The sequence below is a fragment of the Kineosporiaceae bacterium genome (assembly GCA_016713225.1).
Taxonomy (GTDB): Bacteria; Actinomycetota; Actinomycetes; order Actinomycetales; family Kineosporiaceae; genus JADJPO01.
The window spans coordinates 755,543-773,471 of record JADJPO010000002.1 but is presented as its reverse complement, the minus strand read 5'-3'; the positions used below and the strand labels follow the sequence as shown (position 1 = coordinate 773,471).

Sequence of the window (17,929 nt, the reverse complement as noted above, 5' to 3'; positions counted from 1 at the left end):
ACTCGACCCGTTGTTCAGAAGGGTGGCGGGAGTGGCCAGGCGCCGGGCAGGTCACCCTCAGCCGCCAGGGGTGGTGGCATGTCGGGTGGTTCGCTGACGGTGTGTCCGGACGGCGTGCGCCAGGTGACCTGCCCGGTGGTCGGGTCCAGGGTCGGGGTGAAACCGGCGTGGTGCTTCAGCAGGTGGTGGAACCGGCACAACGGGGCCAGGTTCTGCTCGCTGGTCGTGCCGCCCTTGGCGTGGGCGGTGAGGTGGTCGAGGTCGGCCTCGATCGCGGGGCGTCCGCACCCGGGGTGGGAGCAGCGGGGCCGGGCGGCCTTCACCAACGTCTTGACGAATGGGGACGGCGTGTAGCCGGGGTCGGTGGCGGCGCGTCCGATGGCGATGAGGGTGCCGTAGGTCGGGGAGTCGGGTCGGTCGTCGAGGACTTGGCATCGCCACAGGGCGCGTTGGCCGTACTTGTCGAGGATGGCGGCGAGGGCGTCGGTGGGGATGGGTCCGTGGCCGGCCGCTTCGACCCATCCGGACCCGGTCGGTGGCGGTTGCCCGGCCCAGAGCGCGGTGAGGACCTGGAACGGGATGGTGACGTTCAACGACACCTTGGGTTCGACTCGGATCCCCGGGCAGGCCGGTGCCGGGGCACTGACAGCCCCGCCGCCGAGCAGGCCACCACCGGTCACGCCGCCACCAACCACGCCGCCATCGGTCACGTCGTCACTGACCACCTCGTCACCGGTCACGTCCTCGCCTGTCGGCTGAGCCGTGGGCGCCTCGGTCGGTTCCGGTGCGTGCGGGGTGTGGGTGTGCTGGGTCGTGGTCGCGGTGTCCGGGTCACCGTCGCCGGTGCTGCCGGGTGTGGTGGGTAGCAGCGGGGGCATGGTGTTGGGGTCGGTGATCAGGTCGAACATGACCTGCGCCATCGAGGCCGCCTGACGCTCCCGCTGCCCCACCGACCCACCACTGTCCAGGCCACTGCCCGTGGTGGTGTCGGGGCAGGCGGCGGCCTGCACTCGGTGCAGCAGTGCGGCGTGCAGGTCGGCGATGTTGGTGATCGAGCCCCGGTAAGTGATGGCCGCCCGCCCGTAGCCCTGCTGGGTGACCTTGACCGAGTCCTTCTCGGCGGCGGCGTCGTCCAGGATCCGGCGATACGCCGCGGCATCGGCCTGCGCGATCAGCCGCTCGATCCGATTCTTCAACCCCACGGCGCCGAGCTGCTCGGCGACCGGCAGGATCATCTGTTCCACCCAGTCCCGCGCCCGACCCGCTGCGAGGCGTCCGGTCTGGCGGGCCACCTCCCGTGCCCGGGTCGTCGAGATCGACCCGTCCAGCAGCGCCCGGTACAGCCGGCCGTGGTCCTCGGGCCAGGTCGCCAGCATCTCCACCCGTGCCCGGAGTCCCGACGGACTGATCCGCGCGACCGCGGCGACCTCCTCGATCGCTGCCGTCAACGCCCGCTCCTCGGGGTCGCGCACCCACGCCGGCAGGTTCACCTCGACATCCAGGTCGAGTTCATCGGGGTGACGCGCCTGGTACCGCCACGCCAGCTCCCGGGTCAGCTGCGCCTGGGTCAACTCGATGTGGGTGATCGCCTGCCGACACGCCACCGCCGCCGAGACCACCTCCGCATCCGACAGTCCCGAGGGCTGCGACTGCGCCAACGTCACCGCCGCCACGGTCACCAAGGAGGGTTCGACGTTCCCGGGAGTCAGGAACGTCCGGCAGATCCGCCCCGCGACCTGATCCCGGTCGTCCTCGTTCTCCGGTCCGCCGTCGGTGAACCAGTCCCACACCGCCTCCCGCGCCGACAACCGTGCCGAGCCGCGGTCGAGCTGTTCACGCTGCACCGAGTTCTCGGCCCGCAGTGCCTCGACCTGTTCCCGCAACGCCTCGTTCTCGACGCTGAGCCGAGCCACCTCGGCGTCCGCGTCGTGCAACAGGTCGGGCGTGAACATGCCTCGATTCTACCCGAACACCTGTTCGAACGCCATTGGGTAGGCCGTCGAATTCGTCTACCCCAGAACGGTTTTCACGCCAACCCAAGCCGAGCGGCGGGGTCGGCAGAGGGTGGGGGTGGGTGGGGTTGTCGCGCGCGGCTGGCTGGGTCTGGCGGGAGCGCGAGCCTGCGAGCGCGGATGGATCGCCGCGCGCGACAACCCCACCCACCCCCGCCCGACCCACGCGAGACCGCCGCGCGCGACAACCCCACCCACCCCCACCCCCCCCCCCCCCCCCCCCCACCCGGAACCACGAACAAACCAACCCAGAGCAGGAACACCTCACCCCACCTCGGCCGACGCCTCCCCCAGCACCCGCGCCACGTATCCCTGGATCGCCGTCCTGGCCTCGGTGTCGAGCCCGGTGAACTCGATCCCGATGTCGAGGCCGAGCTCGGCGTTCTTCGCCCGAACCACCAGGCCGTCGAGGCGCACCAGTCGCCCACCGAGGCTGAGCCGCAACCCGACGCTGTCCCCGATGCCCAGCTCCAGCAGACTGTCCTCGATCACACACTTCAAGCCGGTCTCACTGATGTCGAACAGGGTGCCGACGATGGAGCGGCCCATGGCCTCCAGCTCGACCGTGCCCTCGGTCTCGACCCGCTGGGCACCACGGCGCTCACTCTGACTCGAGGTGGCCATCGCCTCGACACGGGCGAGGGCGTCGTCCAGGGCGGTCACCAGGGCCGAGATGCCTTGCCGCTGCCGATCGGCGGCCGAGGTGAGCTCGCCGGTCTCGTGCCGGATGCCCACCGCCCCCTCGCTCATACCGTTGATCACCAAGGACATGCCCTCGACGTCCTGGTGCAGCTGACCCAGCGTCGTGGCGATCTCGCGGGTGGAATCGGCCGTCGTGGCCGCCAGGTTCTTCACCTCGCCGGCCACCACGGCGAATCCCTTGCCGGCCTCACCGGCCCGGGCCGCCTCGATGGTGGCGTTGAGCGCCAACATGTTCGTCTGCTCGGCAACCCCCGAGATCATGCGGGCGATGCCGCTGATGCGCTGCAGGCTGTTGTCCACCGCGGCCGCCGAGCGGCGGCCCTCATCGGCTCGTTCGGCAGCAGCCTCGGTCACCTGGGCGGTCGCCGAGATCCGCTCATCGATCTCACCCACGGCATCACGCACGGACTGGGCCTCGGTCTTGACCTCGCGCAGTTCCTCGACCACGGTCAACGCCGTCTCGTGCACTGCCTTCTGCGCGCGTTCACGCAGGTGCCCGAGTGCCAGCCGCTGCTGCAGGAAGTTCTGCCGCAGCTGGGATTCGCGGGACTGTTGGAGCTCGGACAGTTCCGCATCGCGTGCCGCCATCGCGTCGAGCATGTCGTCGATGGTCTTGGCCAGCGCGCCGAGGTCACCGCGGTCGGTCGAGGCGATGCGCAGCGTTCGGTCACCGGAGGAGATGACCTCCTCGGCGGTCCGGCGCAACGGCGCGATGCGCAGCCGCACCTCACGCCGCGTCAGCAGGACGACCCCGGCGAACAACGCGATGCCGACCCCGGCCGATGCCATCATCATGCCGCGCAGCAGGCTCTGGGCCTGCTGGTGGATGACTCGTTGCTGCACGGCCTCCAGCACCACCGGCGTGCCACCCACCGAGGGCACCTGCACCCGCAGCGCCATGGCCGTCGAGCTCAGCACCGCGGTGCTGACACCCAGCTTGCCGATCTGGCTCTCGATCGTCGGCGAACTGGAGGCGGCAGTCGAGGTGGCGGCGCCTTTGACCAGGGCGAGCGGCATGGTCAGCTCCTGCCCCAGCTGCTTCAGGCCCCGCTCGCCGAGCGAGCGCAGATAGATCAGGCCGCCGGCGATCTCCTCGCCGCCATCACCGCGGTGGGCAGCGAAACCACAGAACAGGTACGGCGCGTCGGAGGCCACCGTGATGCCGCACCGGGCCGCGCCGGCCTCGGCTTCGGGGTCGAAGAGTTTGATCAGCTCAGCCGGCTCGCTCAATCCGGCCGGGGGCTTGGTGAAGGCGGTGCCGTCACTGAGTCCACCCACCCGCAGGGTGCCGTCCGGCCCCACACCCAGCACGCCGTCCAGCCCGTAGAGGTCACGCACGTCGGCCGGCGGGAAGTCGGCGGCGAAGGTCTCGGCGTCCCGCTTGGCGACATCGTCGAACGAGCTGTCCCAGATGGAGTTCGTCGACCCGTAGTTGCGCACCAGGGTGGTCCAGGAATCGAGCCCGGTCCTGACCCGCTGGGCGTCGGCCGCGATGCGGTCCGATTCCAGCCTGTCGAACGCTGACGACGTGGCACCCTGCAGCACACCGAAACCGGCGAGCATGACCATCGTCACCAACAAGCCCGCGAGCACCGTCCCGTTGAGGCGCATGAGTCGTCGCACCGTCTGGATGTCGTCATCGGGACGAGCTCGCTTGAGATCAGACCAGCGGGACCACCCTCAGGCGACGCCGTTGCGCAGCACGTTGCGCACCGCGGTCTCGACGTCGGCCGCGGTCAGGTTGCCGTCGGCTCCCTTGGGCAGAGCGGCCACCACGGCAGCGGCGATCACCTTGGGGTCGGGTGAGGTGTTGACGGCGGCCCGCTGCAGCATCGTGCCCGTGGTCGGGCTCTCGCCGAAGCGAGACCCCCACACCGTGGCAGCGATCTTGTTGAGGTCGTCCTGGGTCAGGGCCATGGGATCTCCGTTCGGGGGCGGGGGTGGCGGGGGTGGGTTCTGGCCCAGGGCGACGGCGATCCGCGGGATCACCACGTCGATCAGCTGGGCGATACGCGTCTTGCCGGGGCAACTGCGCCCGTCGGGCGCCCAGGCCGGGAAGCGGGCGTGATAGCCGATGCCGGACTGTGAGGTGGAGGTGACCAACCGGGCCGGCGCGCCGGTCTGACGGCACCACCAGGTTCCCAGCCGGACCAGCGCATCCACCTGTTTGGTCGACCAGGCGCGCAGCGGCTCGCCACCGTCCGAGGTCTCGATCGACGTCGCGTAGGCGTTGCCGGCGTTCTGGGCGTCGGCCTGGTAGTCGAGGGACTGCCACTGCCAGACCGCGCCGTCGAGCGCCGCGCCGTCCCAGGGGCCGCCGAGCCCGAAATGCGACTCGGTACCGGTGTAGCCCTGGCCCCGGAACAGCGAATCAGTGCTCTTCAGATACCCGACCATGGTGTGGAAGATCAGCACCCGGGGGGTGATCCGCGGCTCGACCTGAGTGCCGAGCGGACGCCAACTCGCCTCGGGATAACGCACTTGCATACCGTGGCCCCCCCTGTGCGACTCACCGACCCGACCCGATGAAGCGGCAGCCTAGCCCGTACGGGTGAGAGTCGGCGCCGTGATCACTCCAAGACCACGTCGCGATGCAGCACCCGGTGACGCAGGGCCGCCCGGAACAGCGTCGCCGCCCCGGGCCGGGCCTGCAGCCGCCGGCCGGTCAGCGCGCCGGACTCCTCCATCAGCTCCAGCCACCGCAGTTCGCGCAACACCGCGAAGAACAGCGGCGAGGTGTCCGCCTCCGACGGCTGGCGTCGTCCGGCCACGCGCCACCCCGATTCGGTGACCACGGACTGCACCAGGTCCCGCACGTCCTCCTCGACGACCGAGTCACCGCTCTCGAGGACGGCGAGCACCACCTCCCAGGTCACCGCCAGGGCCGAGTGCTCCGGGCCGATCAGCCGGCCGGCCACCATGCTCCAGAGCACTCCACCCTCGCTCAGCGCAGACCGTCCGGTGGGGGTGAGCAGCAGTCGCGGGCCCCGCCTGCGCACCAGCCCCAGGCGGGTGGCTGCCTCACGCAACACCAACACCGGGTAGGCGTCCACCTCACGGTTGGAGGCCCCGATCAGTTCCTCACGCCAGCCCAGTTCGTCCAGCGCCCGCACCACGGTGCGCGGCGGCAGGTAGCCGGCCGCGGTCAGCGTGATGCCCTCACCCACCTCGGTCAGCAGCCAGTCGAGCGGGTGCAGGACGGCGCGGGCCGCCGCCCCGGTCAACGGCTCGACCGGCTCGGCCAGGCGCGCCGCGAGCGGGGCCAGCATGGCGTTGCGTGTGGTCGACCGGGCGCCTCGCACCCACCGCCCCAGGCGTTCGGTGAGCACCCGGTGGTAGGGAGTCTCGCCGCCCAGGTCGGGCCGCGGGGAGGTGAGCACCGCCAGGGTCAACTCGGTCTGGCGATCACGCCAACCGCGGGCTGCGGGCACCAGCTCGCCGACCGCGACGGCCAGTTCGAGTGTGTCCGCCACCGCCTCGAGGGCGTAGGCCTCGGCCGGCCCCATGCTCGCGCCCCAGGTGAACAGTTCGGTGCTCGGCGGTTCGATCCCCGATCGCTCGGCCGCCCGCCGCGCCAGCGCCCGGCCTCGCTCGGGGGTGTGCTCGCTGATCGCGAGCACCTCACGGGTGGTCTCACTGCGCGCGATCTCGGCGTAACGCCCCAGGCTCAACTCGTCGAGCAGCGCGGCCAAGGCCTGCGCCACCTGCCAGCGCGGCCCGACGCCGTGACCGAGCGCGGTCTGGGCCGGGAACCAGGTCTGTGGCAACTCGTCCCAGCAGTACTGCTGCAATCGCCACTGGGTCAGGGCATCCGGACCGGCGCCGGCCAGCAGGGCGTCCCAGGCGCGACGAGCGGCGTCGGCGAGCGCGGGCTCGGCACGATGAAGCGCCGCGAGTGCCTGCTCCACCGACTGCACGATGCTCAGCGTGCCATCGCTGCCCGCGCGCACGGCCGCGACGCGCTGGCCTAGGCTCCCTCGGGTGCGCGCACTGACGGCTGTTCCGGTGGGCAGCGGACCCGCGGCCCTGGACCTGCTCGATGCCCTGGCCGCCGCGCTCAACGGGTCCGGACCGGCACTGCTGCCCCATCCAACCGGCTCACAGCCGCTGCCTGCCCCGGCCACCCTGGACGCCGACGAGGACGATGCGGCGGACCCCACTGTGGCCGTGGTCGCCACGTCCGGCTCGACCGGCCGGCGCCGGGGGGTGCTGTTGCCGGCCTCGGCCTTGCTGGCCTCCGCCTCGGCCGGCCACGACCGGCTCGGCGGCCCGGGACGGTGGCTGCTCGCGTTGCCGGTGCACCACGTCGCCGGGCTCCTGGTGCTGATCCGCTCGCTGCTGACCCGCACCCGCCCGGTCGCCCTCGACCTGAGCGACGGGTTCGACCCCGAGGACTTCGCCGCGGCGGCGGCCACCCTCGCCGGCCCGCGCCGCTACACGGCCCTGGTGCCGACCCAACTGGTTCGGCTGCTGGACGCCGGCACCGAGGTGCGCCGCGAGCTGGCGCGGTTCGACGGCGTCCTGATCGGCGGGGCGGCGCTGCCGGACGTCGTCCGCGAGCGCGCCGCGAACGACGGCGTCCGCGTGGTCGCGACCTACGGCATGACCGAGACCTGCGGCGGGTGCCTCTACGACGGTCGACCGCTGGACGGCGTCCGGGTGCGACGGGACGACGACGGCCGGATCCACCTCGGGGGGCCGACGATCGCCCGGGGCTACCTCGGCGAGAGGCTGCCCGACGCGTCGGCGTTCAGTACGGACAGCCAAGCCGAGCGGTGGTTTCGCACCGACGATGCCGGTCGCTGGGATGACCACACACCCCCGCGGCTGCAGATCCTGGGCCGGCTGGACGACGCCGTGATCACCGGCGGCGTGACGGTCTCACCGGCCGGGGTCGAGGCGGCGCTGCTCACCCTGCCGGCACTCGCCGAGGTGGTGGTGGTCGGCATCCCCGATGACCGATGGGGGCAGCGGCTGGTGGCTGCGGTGGTGTTGCGTCCCGGTGCCGAACTGCCGCCCGAGGCCGAGCTGCGTCGCGTGGTGACCGAGCGGATCGAGTCGGCCGCCGTGCCCCGGCAGGTGATGGTGCTCGCCGAGCTGCCCTCGCGTGGGCCGGGCAAGCCGGACCGCGTGGCCATCGCGCGGCTGGCCGAGGGGTCGAGCGGGTCGGGAGGGTAATCTCCGCCCGTGGCGACCCGGGCGCAGTGGATCTCCGCGGCGCGGCCGCGCACCCTTCCGGCGGCGATCGCCCCGGTGCTCGTCGGAACCGGGGCCGCCGCGGCGCTGGACGGCGCCCTGATCGGCCGGGCGCTGCTCGCCCTGGTCGTGGCGCTGGCGCTGCAGGTCGGGGTCAACTACGCCAACGACTACTCCGACGGCATCCGCGGCACGGACGACGACCGGGTCGGACCCTTTCGGCTGACCGGCTCGGGTGCGGCCGACCCCGCCACTGTGCGCCGGGCGGCCTTCGCCGGCTTCGCGGTGGCCGCGGCGTCCGGACTGGCACTGGTGGCCCTCAGCGGCACCTGGTGGCTGATCGCGGTCGGCGCGGCCAGCATCATCGCTGCCTGGTACTACACCGGCGGCAGCCGGCCCTACGGCTACGCGGGGCTCGGCGAGGTGTTCGTCTTCGTCTTCTTCGGCCTGGTGGCGGTGCTGGGGACGACGTACACCCAGGCCGGACGCGTCGGCCTCGAGACCCTGGCCGGCGCAGTGGCGATCGGTCTGCTGGCCTGCGCGATCCTGGTGGCGAACAACCTGCGCGACGTGCCCACGGACACGGCAGCGGGCAAACACACCCTGGCGGTCCGGATCGGCGCCCCCGCCACCCGGCGGCTCTACGCCGCCCTGGTGGCCGGCGCGTTCGTGCTCGCGGTCCTGGTGGCGCTGCGCCGTCCGGCCGCGCTGATCACGCTGGTGGCCGTTCCGGCCGCGCTGCCGCCGGTGCGCGCGGTGCTGCGGGGGGACGCCGGACTGCAGCTGTTGCCCGTGCTCCGCGACACCGGGCGGCTGGAACTGGTCTACGCCGTGCTGCTGGGCCTGGCACTCGCCCTGGGCTGAACCAGCGGGCCGCTCGATCGGGCCGACTCGATCGGGCCAGTCAGTCGGTCGCGGCCGAGTCGCGAGGGGCCGGCTTCCTGGCGTCGAGCTCGTCGAGCTCGGCGTCCTCGGTCTGCTCATCGACACCCGGGCCGGGCCGCTGGCCGGTGCGCCGCGCGACCCGGTCGGCGACCTGCAGGGCCACTTGATCGCGCAGACCGCGCAGCAACACGTACGAGACCAGCATCGAGATGACCGCGGCCCCGATGATCGCCCAGAGCTGCCCCGCGCCGGCCCAGACGAGCAGGCCGAGCGAGACCACGAACAGGGCGAGCCGGGCCATCGAATAGCGCAGCAACGGGTTCACGCCACCCAGCCTAACTATCCCGTGGCGCCACCCCGACCGCAGGCCGTGTCGACCCGACCACGCGGGCGTCCGAACTGTGCCGTCCACCCTCAAGTGCGCGCTCGGGACGGTCGACGCACAGCGCACAGGCGACGGGGACGCCCTCGTTCACGCTGGGGAGAAGACATGAGCGGCGACCGCACCACACACGGACATCGTCGCCTCGCCGAGGGCTCGCGAGCACGCGAGGACGCCACCACCGGCCGGGACGACGCCGAGCTCGCTCCCGAACTCGACCCCGAGCTCGACCCGCTCGACGAGGTGGACGGCCCGGGCGACACCTTGCTCGATCGGCTCGGTCGGCTCGACGACGCGGACCCGGGTTCCCCCGGCACTCGTCCGGCACCGGGGCGCACCGGGTCGCCCCCGCCCGGGCCGAGCCTGCGCCATCTGGTGCTGCTGTCACTGGGGGTCGCGGCCTTCGCCGTCCCGGCCATGGTGTCGGCCGTCGTCCTCGCTGCACCCGGCCTCTCGCAGGCCCTCACGCTGGCACTCGGGCTGTCGGCCGGACTGGCCCTGGTGGTCGCCATCCCCATCATCGCGCTGGCCGGTGGCGGCAGGCGTGGCCGAGGCGGGCGTCCCGTGGCACGGGGCGCGCGCCCCCGGCGGCCCGTTCCCGCCGCAGCCACCCCTCGACCGGCCGCGCGCCGCGGCGGGGCGCCCCGACCCCGCCGGCCCCGCACCCGGGGATCCGCCCGGGGATCCGCTCGGCGCACGGACCGGGGGACGACGGCAGCCGCCCCCCGGCGGCCCGGACCTCGATCCCAACCCGCCGGACGCGCCGAACTGCTGAGCGCGGCCGAGGCGGCCCTGGCCCGTCGGGATCTGATGGGGGGCGAGGTGGCGCTGCTGGTCCTGGACGTGGCCGACCCCGGCCAGGTGATCTCCTCGCTCGGCGTCGCCGGGCAGCTGGACGTCGCCCGTCAGAGCATGCGCCGATTGCAGGCCTGGCTGCCCGGCCAGGACACCGTGGCCCAGCTCGGCCCGAGCACGTTCGCCGTCCTCACCGAGGGCGTCGGTGATCATGATGCGCCGCAGGAGATCGCCGCGCGGCTGGCCGCGCTGTTGACCGAGCCGATGAGCAGCGGCCAACGCCTGGCCTCGGTGCGCTTCGCCATCGGGATCGCCACCTCGAGCGGCGAGCTCAGCTGCGCCGAGGATCTACTGCTCGCGGCCCGGGAGGCCCGGCTGCATGCCGTGGAGACCGACGACGTCGCTCCCGGGGCCGTGGTCCGCAGCACCTGGTGCCGGTACGACAGCGCCCGACACGCCGATGCCACCGCCCTGGGCGCGGCCGAGATCGAGTTGCGCGATGCCCTACGGGCGCAACGGATCCAGGTCTCGTTCCGCCAGATCGTCCAGTTGGGCCGGGCCGAGGACGACGACCAGCACGGCGAGATCACCGGCCGCACGATCGCGATGCAGGCCCTCCCTCGCTGGTCCCGCGCCGATGGAAGCACCCTGCCACCCGAGCAGATCGAGGCCCTGGCCGAGTCGGCGGGCCTGGCCTCGGTGTTGGGGCTGCAGGTTCTGGGGTGCGGCCTGGACGCCGTCTCCGCCTGGTACGCAGCAGGTTTCCCGGTGGGACGATTGTCGATACGGCTGTCGGCGGGGCACCTGAGCGACCCTGACCTGGTCGCGACGGTGATCGGTCACCTCACCCGACGCGATCTGCCGCCCAGTTGTCTGGTCGTCGAGGTCGATGCCGCCTCGGTGTCGGACGCCACCCAGGTGCGCCCGGTGCTGACCCAGCTACGGGCGCAGGGCATCGAGGTGGTGATCACCTCGGTGGTCGCCCCCGGCGCCGGGATCGCCCTGCTGCGCACCGTGCCGGCCTCCGGGATCTCGCTGCATCCCACGGTCACCCGGGCCATGGTCACCAACGGTGTCCCGGTCGCCGCCGCCCTCGCGGCCTGCCGTCGCGCCGGCGCTCGACTGCTGCTCGAGGGCCTGAGCACGGTCGACGAGCTGGACGCCGCCTGCCGCATCGGGGTCGACGCGGCCAGCGGTTCGCTCATCGGTCAGCCCGCCGGACCGCGCGATGTCACGGCCCGGTTCGGACGCAGCGCGGGCACGACTTACAGTTGAGGTATGCGCGTAGTCATCACTTTGGTCACGGTGGGGGTGGCCATCTACGCGCTCGTCGACTGTCTGCGCAGCCGGCCGGGTGAGATCCGGGGGCTGCCCAAGGTTCTCTGGCTGGTCGCGATCGTGGTGATGCCGCTGGCCGGAGCGGTGGCCTACCTGGTTCTGGGCCGGGTCACTCCCCCGGGGACTGCCGGTCTCAGACCGCCCGGACGCCGGGTGGTCGCCCCGGATGACGACCCCGAGTTCTTGCGCTCACTGCGCGTTCGCCGTCCCGATCAGACGCCGCCACCGGCCACGCCACCGCCGCCCGTCGTCCCGCCCGCCCCGCCGGCGCCGCCGGAATCGACCGACGACGAGGCTGAGCCGGCCGACACCACCGACGGGCCGGACGGCGGGGATCACCGCGCGTAGGTGTGCTTGCCCACCGCGAAGAAGTTGACCACCAGGAAGTTCGCCAGCAGGCAGGCGTAGCCGAACATCACCAGGTAGGCGGCGCGACGGCCCTCCCACCCGCGGGTGGCCCGAGCGTGCAGGTACGCGGCGTAGACGACCCAGATGATGAAGCTCCAGACCTCCTTGGGGTCCCAGTTCCAGTACCGGCCCCAGGCGGCTTCGGCCCAGATCCCGCCGGCGATCAGGGTGAACCCCCACAACGGGAATGCGGCGATGTGCAGCTGGTAGCTGGAGCGCTCGAGATCGGCCGAGCCGGGCAGCGCGTCCATGAACCGGCCACGGCGCGGGGTGCCACCGGCCGCCCGGGTGAGCTCACGGCGCTCCTGGAGCAGCTGCAGCACCGAGGTCGAGAAGCCGAGGGTGAACAACGCGGACGCGACGAAGGCGACCGAGACGTGGATCAACAGCCAGTAGCTGCGCAGCGCCGGCACCAGTTGGGCGGCCTCGGAGTAGAACACGCTGACCGCCAGGCCCAGGGTGAGGAGCACCGGACCGATCACGAAGGTGCCCAGGTAGTGGACCTTGCGCTTGAGCAGGACCCCCAGGAACACCGCGGTCACCACCACCGCCCCGGTGGTGGCGAACTCGAACATGTTGCCCCAGGGCGCCCGCTGCACCGACATCCCACGAGTCACGACCGCGGCCAGGTGCAGGCCGAACGCCAGCCAGGTGAGCGACATCGCGATGCCCAGCGCCCGGCGACGTGGCGGTGCCTCCTCGGGCCGGGCCGTGGCCTCGATCACGAGGTCCGGATCGGCACCGGCCGGGGCGCCGACCGTGGCCAGCTCCCGGGCCTCGAGCCGAGCCGATTCCAACCCCGCCCGGGCGCCGCGCGCCCCGAGATCGGCCACGAACGCCCCGAAGGCACCGGTGTACACCGCCATCGACGAGTACACCAGGACGTTGCTCAGCTGGGCCAGATTCTGCTCGATGGCCATCAGGACTCCCTCGTCGTCGACGTCTGCGCCACCCCGTCAGGCAGCGTAGCCCGGGCAATGGCCGTCACCTCGGCGCCCAGCGTGGCGTCGTCCCCGCGGGACAGCCCTGCCACGGTGAGAATGAGGCGACCGTCCTCATCCGGCGTGGCACGCACCCAGACCCGGCGACGGCGGACGAACAGCGAGGCGGTCACCCCGCCGAGCGCCAGCAGCGCCGAACCCAGCGCCCAGCCTTTCGACGGATCCCGCCGAATGTCCAGGGCGGCATAGCGCGTCAGTCCGTCGAAGGAAACCGATCCTGCGCCGTCCGGCAGCGGCGCCGTGGTGCCCGGGGCGAGCAACACCTTCAGGGGTTGCCCATCTGCCGTCTTGGCCGTGGTCATCGAGCCGCCCAGGCGCATCACGGACTGCGGCACCCCGGTGCGGAACTCGAGGCCGTCCTGACCCGGCGCGGCCAGCAGCACGTTCACCATCAGCCGCGGCTCGAGCGGCTGCGGGAACAGCGACACCGGGACGCCGTCCTGCAGGTCGTAGGTGGGCAGGAACACCCCGACCAGGGCGATCTGGCGCGGCGTGGCGTCCGGAACCTTGACCACGGCGAGCGACTTGTAGTTGCCGTCCTGCGGCCGGGTGATCACCGGGCCGCGGTAGGCGACGTTGCCCTGCCCGTCGGTGACGGTGATGATCGGGGCGTACCCGTTGCCGACCAGGAACGCCCGGGTGCCGTTGACGTCGAGGGGGTGGTTCGGGCTGACCGTGACGGTGCGCGGCGCCCGGCCGGGTTCGTCGACGACCGAGAAGGTGGCCTGGAACTCTCGAGGGGCGCCCATCTGACCGGCTTGGGATCCGGTCTCGAACTCGACCTTGAAGTCGGTCAGCTCGGCCGTGAAGGGGGGCAGGGTGCCGGTGTCGATCAGCCGGCCGGCGCTGAAGGAGTCGTAGCTGATCACGGTGTTGGCGAAGGTGCCGCCCTGCACGACCACGGCCTGACCGGAGTAGCTGGCCAGGGACCCCCACGCCAGCGCTGCCAGCAGCCCGAGCAGCGCGAGGTGGAACAGCAGGTTGCCGGTCTCGGCCGAGTAGCCCTTCTCCGCCGAGATGCTGGCGTCGTCCCGAGACCCCCGGTTGTCGACCACCCGGTAGCGCCGACGGCGCAGCGCGACCAGGGCGGCGTCCAGGACGGTGTCGGCTGTGCCGGCGCTCGCCCCGGACGGCGCGGCCAGGGTGAGGTGGTCGGGCAGCCGCTCCAACCGGCGCGGCGTTCGGGGCGGAGCCGAGCGCATCGCCCGCAGATGCAGCCGCGCCCGGGGCAGCACGCAACCCACCAGTGAGATGAACAGCAGCAGGTAGATCGCCGAGAACCAGACCGAGGTGTAGACGTCGAAGAAACCCAGCCGGTCGAGCCAGGGGCCGACCGTCGTGTGCTCGTCGAGATAGTCGATGACCCGGCTGGGGTCCTCACGGTTCTGCGGCACGATCGAGCCGGGCACCGAAGCGATGGCCAGCAGGAACAGCAACAGCAGCGCGGTGCGCATGCTGGTGAGCTGGCGCCAGGCCCAGCGCAGCCAGCCGCCGAGGCTCAGGGTGGGTTGGGTGATCGGGGCGTCGGCGTCGTACTCGCTGAAGGCGCCCTCGGCCTCGGGTCGGGTACTGGTCGCCATCACAGCACCGTCTCGAAGTCGAGTACCCAGGTTTGGATCCGCTGCATCCAGTCCCCCCACAGCCCGGTGGCCAGCAGCAGGCCCACCACGATCAACATCCCGCCCCCCAACCGAGTGACCAGCACCCGGTGCCGCCGCACGAGGCCCAGCGCTCCGAGCATCCGGCGATAGGCCAGGCCGGCGACCACGAACGGGACGCCGAGCCCCAGACAATAGGCGGTGGCCAGGACGGCGCCGCGGGTGGCGCTGGCGTCGTCCAGGGTCAGCGCCAGGATCGCCGCGAGCGTCGGCCCGGTGCACGCCGTCCAGCTGAGACCGAACACGATGCCGAGCAGCGGGGCACCGGCCAAGCCCGCCGCGGGCCGCACGTCCAGCCGGCGCTCGCCGCCGAGCAGCGGCATGATGCCGATGTAGACCAGGCCCAACCCGATCGTGATCACGCCGAGGATCCGGCTGAGCAGGGCGGAGCGTTCGATCAGCAGGCCGCCGAGAGCCCCGGTGGTGGCGCCGATGAGCACGTAGACCGCGGTGAACCCGAGGACGAACAGCGCCATTCCGGCGACCATGCGTCCCCGACGCCGTGATTCCAGGTCGATACCGCTGAGCCCCGTGACATAACCGAGGTAGCCCGGCACCAGCGGCAGCACGCACGGCGACAGGAACGAGACCAGACCTGCGGCCACGGCGATGGGGACGGCGAACAGCAGCGAGCCGTCGGCAACCGTCGCGCCCGGGTTCACGGCGTACCCGTGGGTGCGGGCGACGACGTGGCAGAGGAGGTCGGAGCGGACGTGGCAGACGACGTCGCCGTGGTCCCAGGAGAGATCACGAGCGGTATGCCGTCGAGGACCGAGGCCACCACGGCGGTCAGGGTGTTGTAGGTGAGGCCGCCGGAGATCCGGCCGGCAATCCGTCCCTGTGGGTCGATCACGAGCGTGCTGGGAACGGCCCCGGGCGCGACCGAGCCGCGCAACGCGAGAACGGCGCGCTTGGTGTCGTCCAGCAAGCTGGGATAGGTGATCTTGTAGGTCCGTTGAAAGGCCAGTGCGGCCGCCGGGTCGTTGCTGACCTCGCTGGCGATGCCCAGGAACTTCACGCCGCGAGCGGCCAGGTCCGTGCTGGCGCGCTGCAGGTCGGGCGCCTCCTTGTGGCACGGCGAGCACCACGAACCCCAGATGTTGAGTACCACCACGGACCCCCGCAGGGAGGCCAGGTCGAGCGGCGCGCCCTCGAGGGTGGTGCCGGACAGGGCGACAGGCTGCTCGCGGCGGCTCGGGTCGACCACCCGGATGAGCCCGTCGGCGCCGGTGTAGTCGATGCCCGTGCCCGTGGTGGCCGAGCTCTGACCGGATGAGCCGGTGCAGCCGGCCGACCCGAGCACCACGATCAGGCCGATCGTCACGGCGGCGAGCAGGCTCGACCGTCCCCGGGTGTGCAGGCGCATTGCGTTCGTCGTCCTCCTCAGGCCCCGGACACCGTCGACGCCCCGGCGACCAGGTCGGCCGCCGGCTCGGCATAGGAGATCAGGGCCAGCTGTGTGTCGTCGTAGTGGAAGGAGGTCACCGAGGCCAGGTTGCACTGGCGGCGCCGCGGGTCGTGCCACAGCCGGCGCTTCTCTGCTGCCAGCCGGGCGATCCAGATCGGCAGCTGGTGGCTGACCAGCACACTGTGTCGCCCCGGTGCGGCCTCACGCGCTGCCGCCAGCGCGGCGTGCATCCGCTGGGCCACCCGGGCATAGGGCTCGCCCCAGGAGGGGCGGAACGGGTTGTACAGGTGACGCCAGGCGCTCGGCTCGCGCAGCGCGCCGTCCCCGATGCCGAATCGCTTGCCCTCGAAGACGTTGGCGGCCTCGATCAGCCGGCCGTCGACGGCGATGTCGAGCCCCAGCGCCGCGGCGAGCGGGGCCGCGGTCTCCTGCGCGCGCTCCATCGGCGAGGCGACCACGCGGGCGATCACCGGGTCGATCCCGTCGTCGGCCCGGGCCGCCAGCTCGGTCACGAAGTACTCCCGCGCACGCTCGGCCATCGCCCGTCCCCGCTCGGACAGGTGGTAGTCGGGCAGCCGGCCGTAGAGGACCTTGTTCGGGTTCTCCACCTCGCCGTGACGCAACAGATGGACGACGGTGCGCGTGCTCACGCCGACATCCTCTCAGGCCGAGTGGGGACGAGCGGAACCTGGCCCATCTCCGCCCCCGCCCCGATGCCGCAACGTCCCCTACCTACCCCTCCCCAACCCGCGGTGATCATGTAATCCGTGCACGAAACGTGCACGGATTGCATGATCACCGCGGGTTGGGACGTGCATCGGCGGCGGCTCGGGCGGCGGCCGGCAGGGCTGCGATCACTCGGTCGAGCGCGGCGTCGTCGTGCGCCGCCGAGAGGAACCAGGACTCGAAAGCGCTCGGTGGCAGGTAGACCCCCTGCGCCAGCATGGAGTGGAAGAAGGCCTTGAACGCCTCGGTATCCTGCCGGCGGGCGGTGTCGTAGTCGGTGACGGCCTCGACACCCTCGGGCGTGAAGAACACGCTGAACATGCTGGCCGCGTGCTGGATCACATGCGGCACGCCGGCGTCGTCCAAGGACTGGTGCACCGCGCCCGACAGCCGCTCGGCGGCAGCGGCCAGGTGGGTGTAGACCTCGTCGGCGCAGTGGCGCAGTGTGGCCAACCCGGCCGCGGTCGCCACCGGATTCCCGCTGAGCGTGCCCGCCTGGTAGACCGGCCCGGACGGCGCGAGCCGGCTCATGATCTCGGCCCGGCCCCCGAACGCGGCCGCCGGGAACCCACCGCCCATCACCTTGCCGAAGGTGAACAGGTCGGGCACCACGCCCTCGATGCCGAACCAGCCCGCCGGCGAGCAGCGGAACCCGGTCATCACCTCGTCGCTGATCAGCAGTGCACCGTGCTCGGCGGTGACGCGCCGCAGGGCCTGGGTGAAGCCCGGCCTCGGCGGCACCACGCCCATGTTGCCGGCTGCGGCCTCGGTGATCACCGCCGCGATCCGGTCACCGTGCGTTCGGAAGACAGATTCCAGAGCGGAGAAGTCGTTGTAGGGCAGCACGAGGGTGTCCGCCGCGCTGGCGCCGGTGACCCCGGGCGAGTCCGGCAACGCGAAGGTGGCCACTCCTGAGCCGGCCGCGGCCAACAGCGCGTCGACGTGCCCGTGATAGTGCCCGGCGAACTTCACGATCACCGGGCGCCCGGTGAAGCCGCGGGCCAACCGGATCGCACTCATCGTCGCCTCGGTGCCCGAGGAGACCAGCCGCACCTGTTCCACCGGCTCGATCCGGCGCACGATCTCCTCGGCGAGGGCCACCTCGTTCTCACTCGGGGTGCCGAACGAGAAACCCTGGGCCGCGGCGTGCCGGACGGCGTCCAGCACCGCCGGGTGGGCATGGCCGAGGATCATCGGCCCCCAGGAACACACCAGGTCGACGTACTCGCGGTCGTCGGCATCGCGCAGATACGGCCCGTGGCCACTGACCATGAACCGTGGCGTGCCCCCGACGGCGCGAAACGCACGCACCGGGGAGTTCACGCCGCCCGGGGTCACGACGAGCGCCCGCTCGAACAGTGCAGCCGAGGCCGGCGCCTCCTGCGCGAAGACACCCCGATAGGTACTGCTACTCATCC

Annotated in this window: 15 protein-coding genes; 4 read left to right on the top strand and 11 right to left on the bottom strand. The window is 72.1% G+C overall.

What is annotated here, in order from left to right; genetic code table 11:
* Positions 1-14: 14 nt before the first annotated feature.
* The 4 genes from IPK24_09465 to IPK24_09450 form a co-directional block, all read right to left on the bottom strand.
* Positions 15-1,952 carry a hypothetical protein gene (locus IPK24_09465; protein MBK8075778.1) on the bottom strand — a complete coding sequence of 646 codons (1,938 nt, stop codon included), beginning with the start codon at positions 1,950-1,952 and terminating at the stop codon, positions 15-17.
* Between the two features lie 324 nt (positions 1,953-2,276).
* Positions 2,277-4,325 carry a PilZ domain-containing protein gene (locus tag IPK24_09460; protein MBK8075777.1) on the bottom strand — a complete coding sequence of 683 codons (2,049 nt, stop codon included), beginning with the start codon at positions 4,323-4,325 and terminating at the stop codon, positions 2,277-2,279.
* 69 nt (positions 4,326-4,394) lie between these two features.
* Positions 4,395-5,195 carry an N-acetylmuramoyl-L-alanine amidase gene (locus IPK24_09455; protein MBK8075776.1) on the bottom strand — a complete coding sequence of 267 codons (801 nt, stop codon included), beginning with the start codon at positions 5,193-5,195 and terminating at the stop codon, positions 4,395-4,397.
* Positions 5,196-5,284: 89 nt separating this feature from the next.
* A complete protein-coding gene (locus IPK24_09450) occupies positions 5,285-6,664 on the bottom strand; it encodes a hypothetical protein (protein MBK8075775.1) in 1,380 nt (459 codons plus the stop codon).
* Between IPK24_09450 and IPK24_09445 the strand changes: the two genes are divergently transcribed.
* Positions 6,633-7,892, top strand: a complete 1,260-nt coding sequence (locus tag IPK24_09445; GenBank protein MBK8075774.1) for an AMP-binding protein — start codon at positions 6,633-6,635, stop codon at positions 7,890-7,892. The two genes, IPK24_09450 and IPK24_09445, sit on opposite strands and share 32 nt — an antisense overlap.
* A gap of 9 nt (positions 7,893-7,901) precedes the next feature.
* Positions 7,902-8,774 (top strand): 1,4-dihydroxy-2-naphthoate polyprenyltransferase, encoded by an 873-nt coding sequence (locus tag IPK24_09440; protein MBK8075773.1) that lies wholly within the window; start codon positions 7,902-7,904, stop codon positions 8,772-8,774.
* A 40-nt stretch (positions 8,775-8,814) separates the two neighbouring features.
* On the opposite strand, the gene IPK24_09435 is transcribed toward IPK24_09440, so the two are convergent.
* On the bottom strand, positions 8,815-9,120 hold the full coding sequence (locus tag IPK24_09435) for a DUF4229 domain-containing protein (GenBank protein ID MBK8075772.1): 306 nt from the start codon (positions 9,118-9,120) through the stop codon (positions 8,815-8,817).
* Between the two features lie 165 nt (positions 9,121-9,285).
* Between IPK24_09435 and IPK24_09430 the strand changes: the two genes are divergently transcribed.
* The gene (locus IPK24_09430; GenBank protein MBK8075771.1) at positions 9,286-11,247 is read left to right on the top strand and encodes an EAL domain-containing protein; all 1,962 of its coding nucleotides are present in this window, start codon (positions 9,286-9,288) and stop codon (positions 11,245-11,247) included.
* 3 nt (positions 11,248-11,250) lie between these two features.
* Positions 11,251-11,658 (top strand): PLDc_N domain-containing protein, encoded by a 408-nt coding sequence (locus IPK24_09425; GenBank protein MBK8075770.1) that lies wholly within the window; start codon positions 11,251-11,253, stop codon positions 11,656-11,658.
* On the opposite strand, the gene ccsB is transcribed toward IPK24_09425, so the two are convergent.
* The 6 genes from ccsB to hemL all read right to left on the bottom strand — a co-directional run bounded on the left by ccsB (position 11,646) and on the right by hemL (position 17,927).
* Positions 11,646-12,638 (bottom strand): c-type cytochrome biogenesis protein CcsB, encoded by a 993-nt coding sequence (gene ccsB, locus IPK24_09420; protein MBK8075769.1) that lies wholly within the window; start codon positions 12,636-12,638, stop codon positions 11,646-11,648. The genes IPK24_09425 and ccsB overlap by 13 nt on opposite strands.
* Positions 12,638-14,299: a cytochrome c biogenesis protein ResB gene (locus IPK24_09415; GenBank protein MBK8075768.1), complete on the bottom strand. Its 1,662-nt coding sequence runs from the start codon at positions 14,297-14,299 to the stop codon at positions 12,638-12,640. The genes ccsB and IPK24_09415 overlap by 1 nt, the downstream gene beginning before the upstream one ends.
* Positions 14,299-15,039, bottom strand: a complete 741-nt coding sequence (locus IPK24_09410) for a cytochrome c biogenesis protein CcdA (protein MBK8075767.1) — start codon at positions 15,037-15,039, stop codon at positions 14,299-14,301. Before IPK24_09410 ends, IPK24_09415 begins: the two co-directional genes overlap by 1 nt.
* Positions 15,036-15,743 carry a TlpA family protein disulfide reductase gene (locus tag IPK24_09405; protein ID MBK8075766.1) on the bottom strand — a complete coding sequence of 236 codons (708 nt, stop codon included), beginning with the start codon at positions 15,741-15,743 and terminating at the stop codon, positions 15,036-15,038. The genes IPK24_09410 and IPK24_09405 overlap by 4 nt, the downstream gene beginning before the upstream one ends.
* Positions 15,744-15,760: 17 nt before the next feature.
* Positions 15,761-16,435: a histidine phosphatase family protein gene (locus tag IPK24_09400; protein MBK8075765.1), complete on the bottom strand. Its 675-nt coding sequence runs from the start codon at positions 16,433-16,435 to the stop codon at positions 15,761-15,763.
* Between the two features lie 145 nt (positions 16,436-16,580).
* Entirely contained in the window at positions 16,581-17,927 is a 1,347-nt protein-coding gene (gene hemL / locus IPK24_09395; protein ID MBK8075764.1) for a glutamate-1-semialdehyde 2,1-aminomutase, read from the bottom strand.
* Positions 17,928-17,929 lie beyond the last annotated feature (2 nt).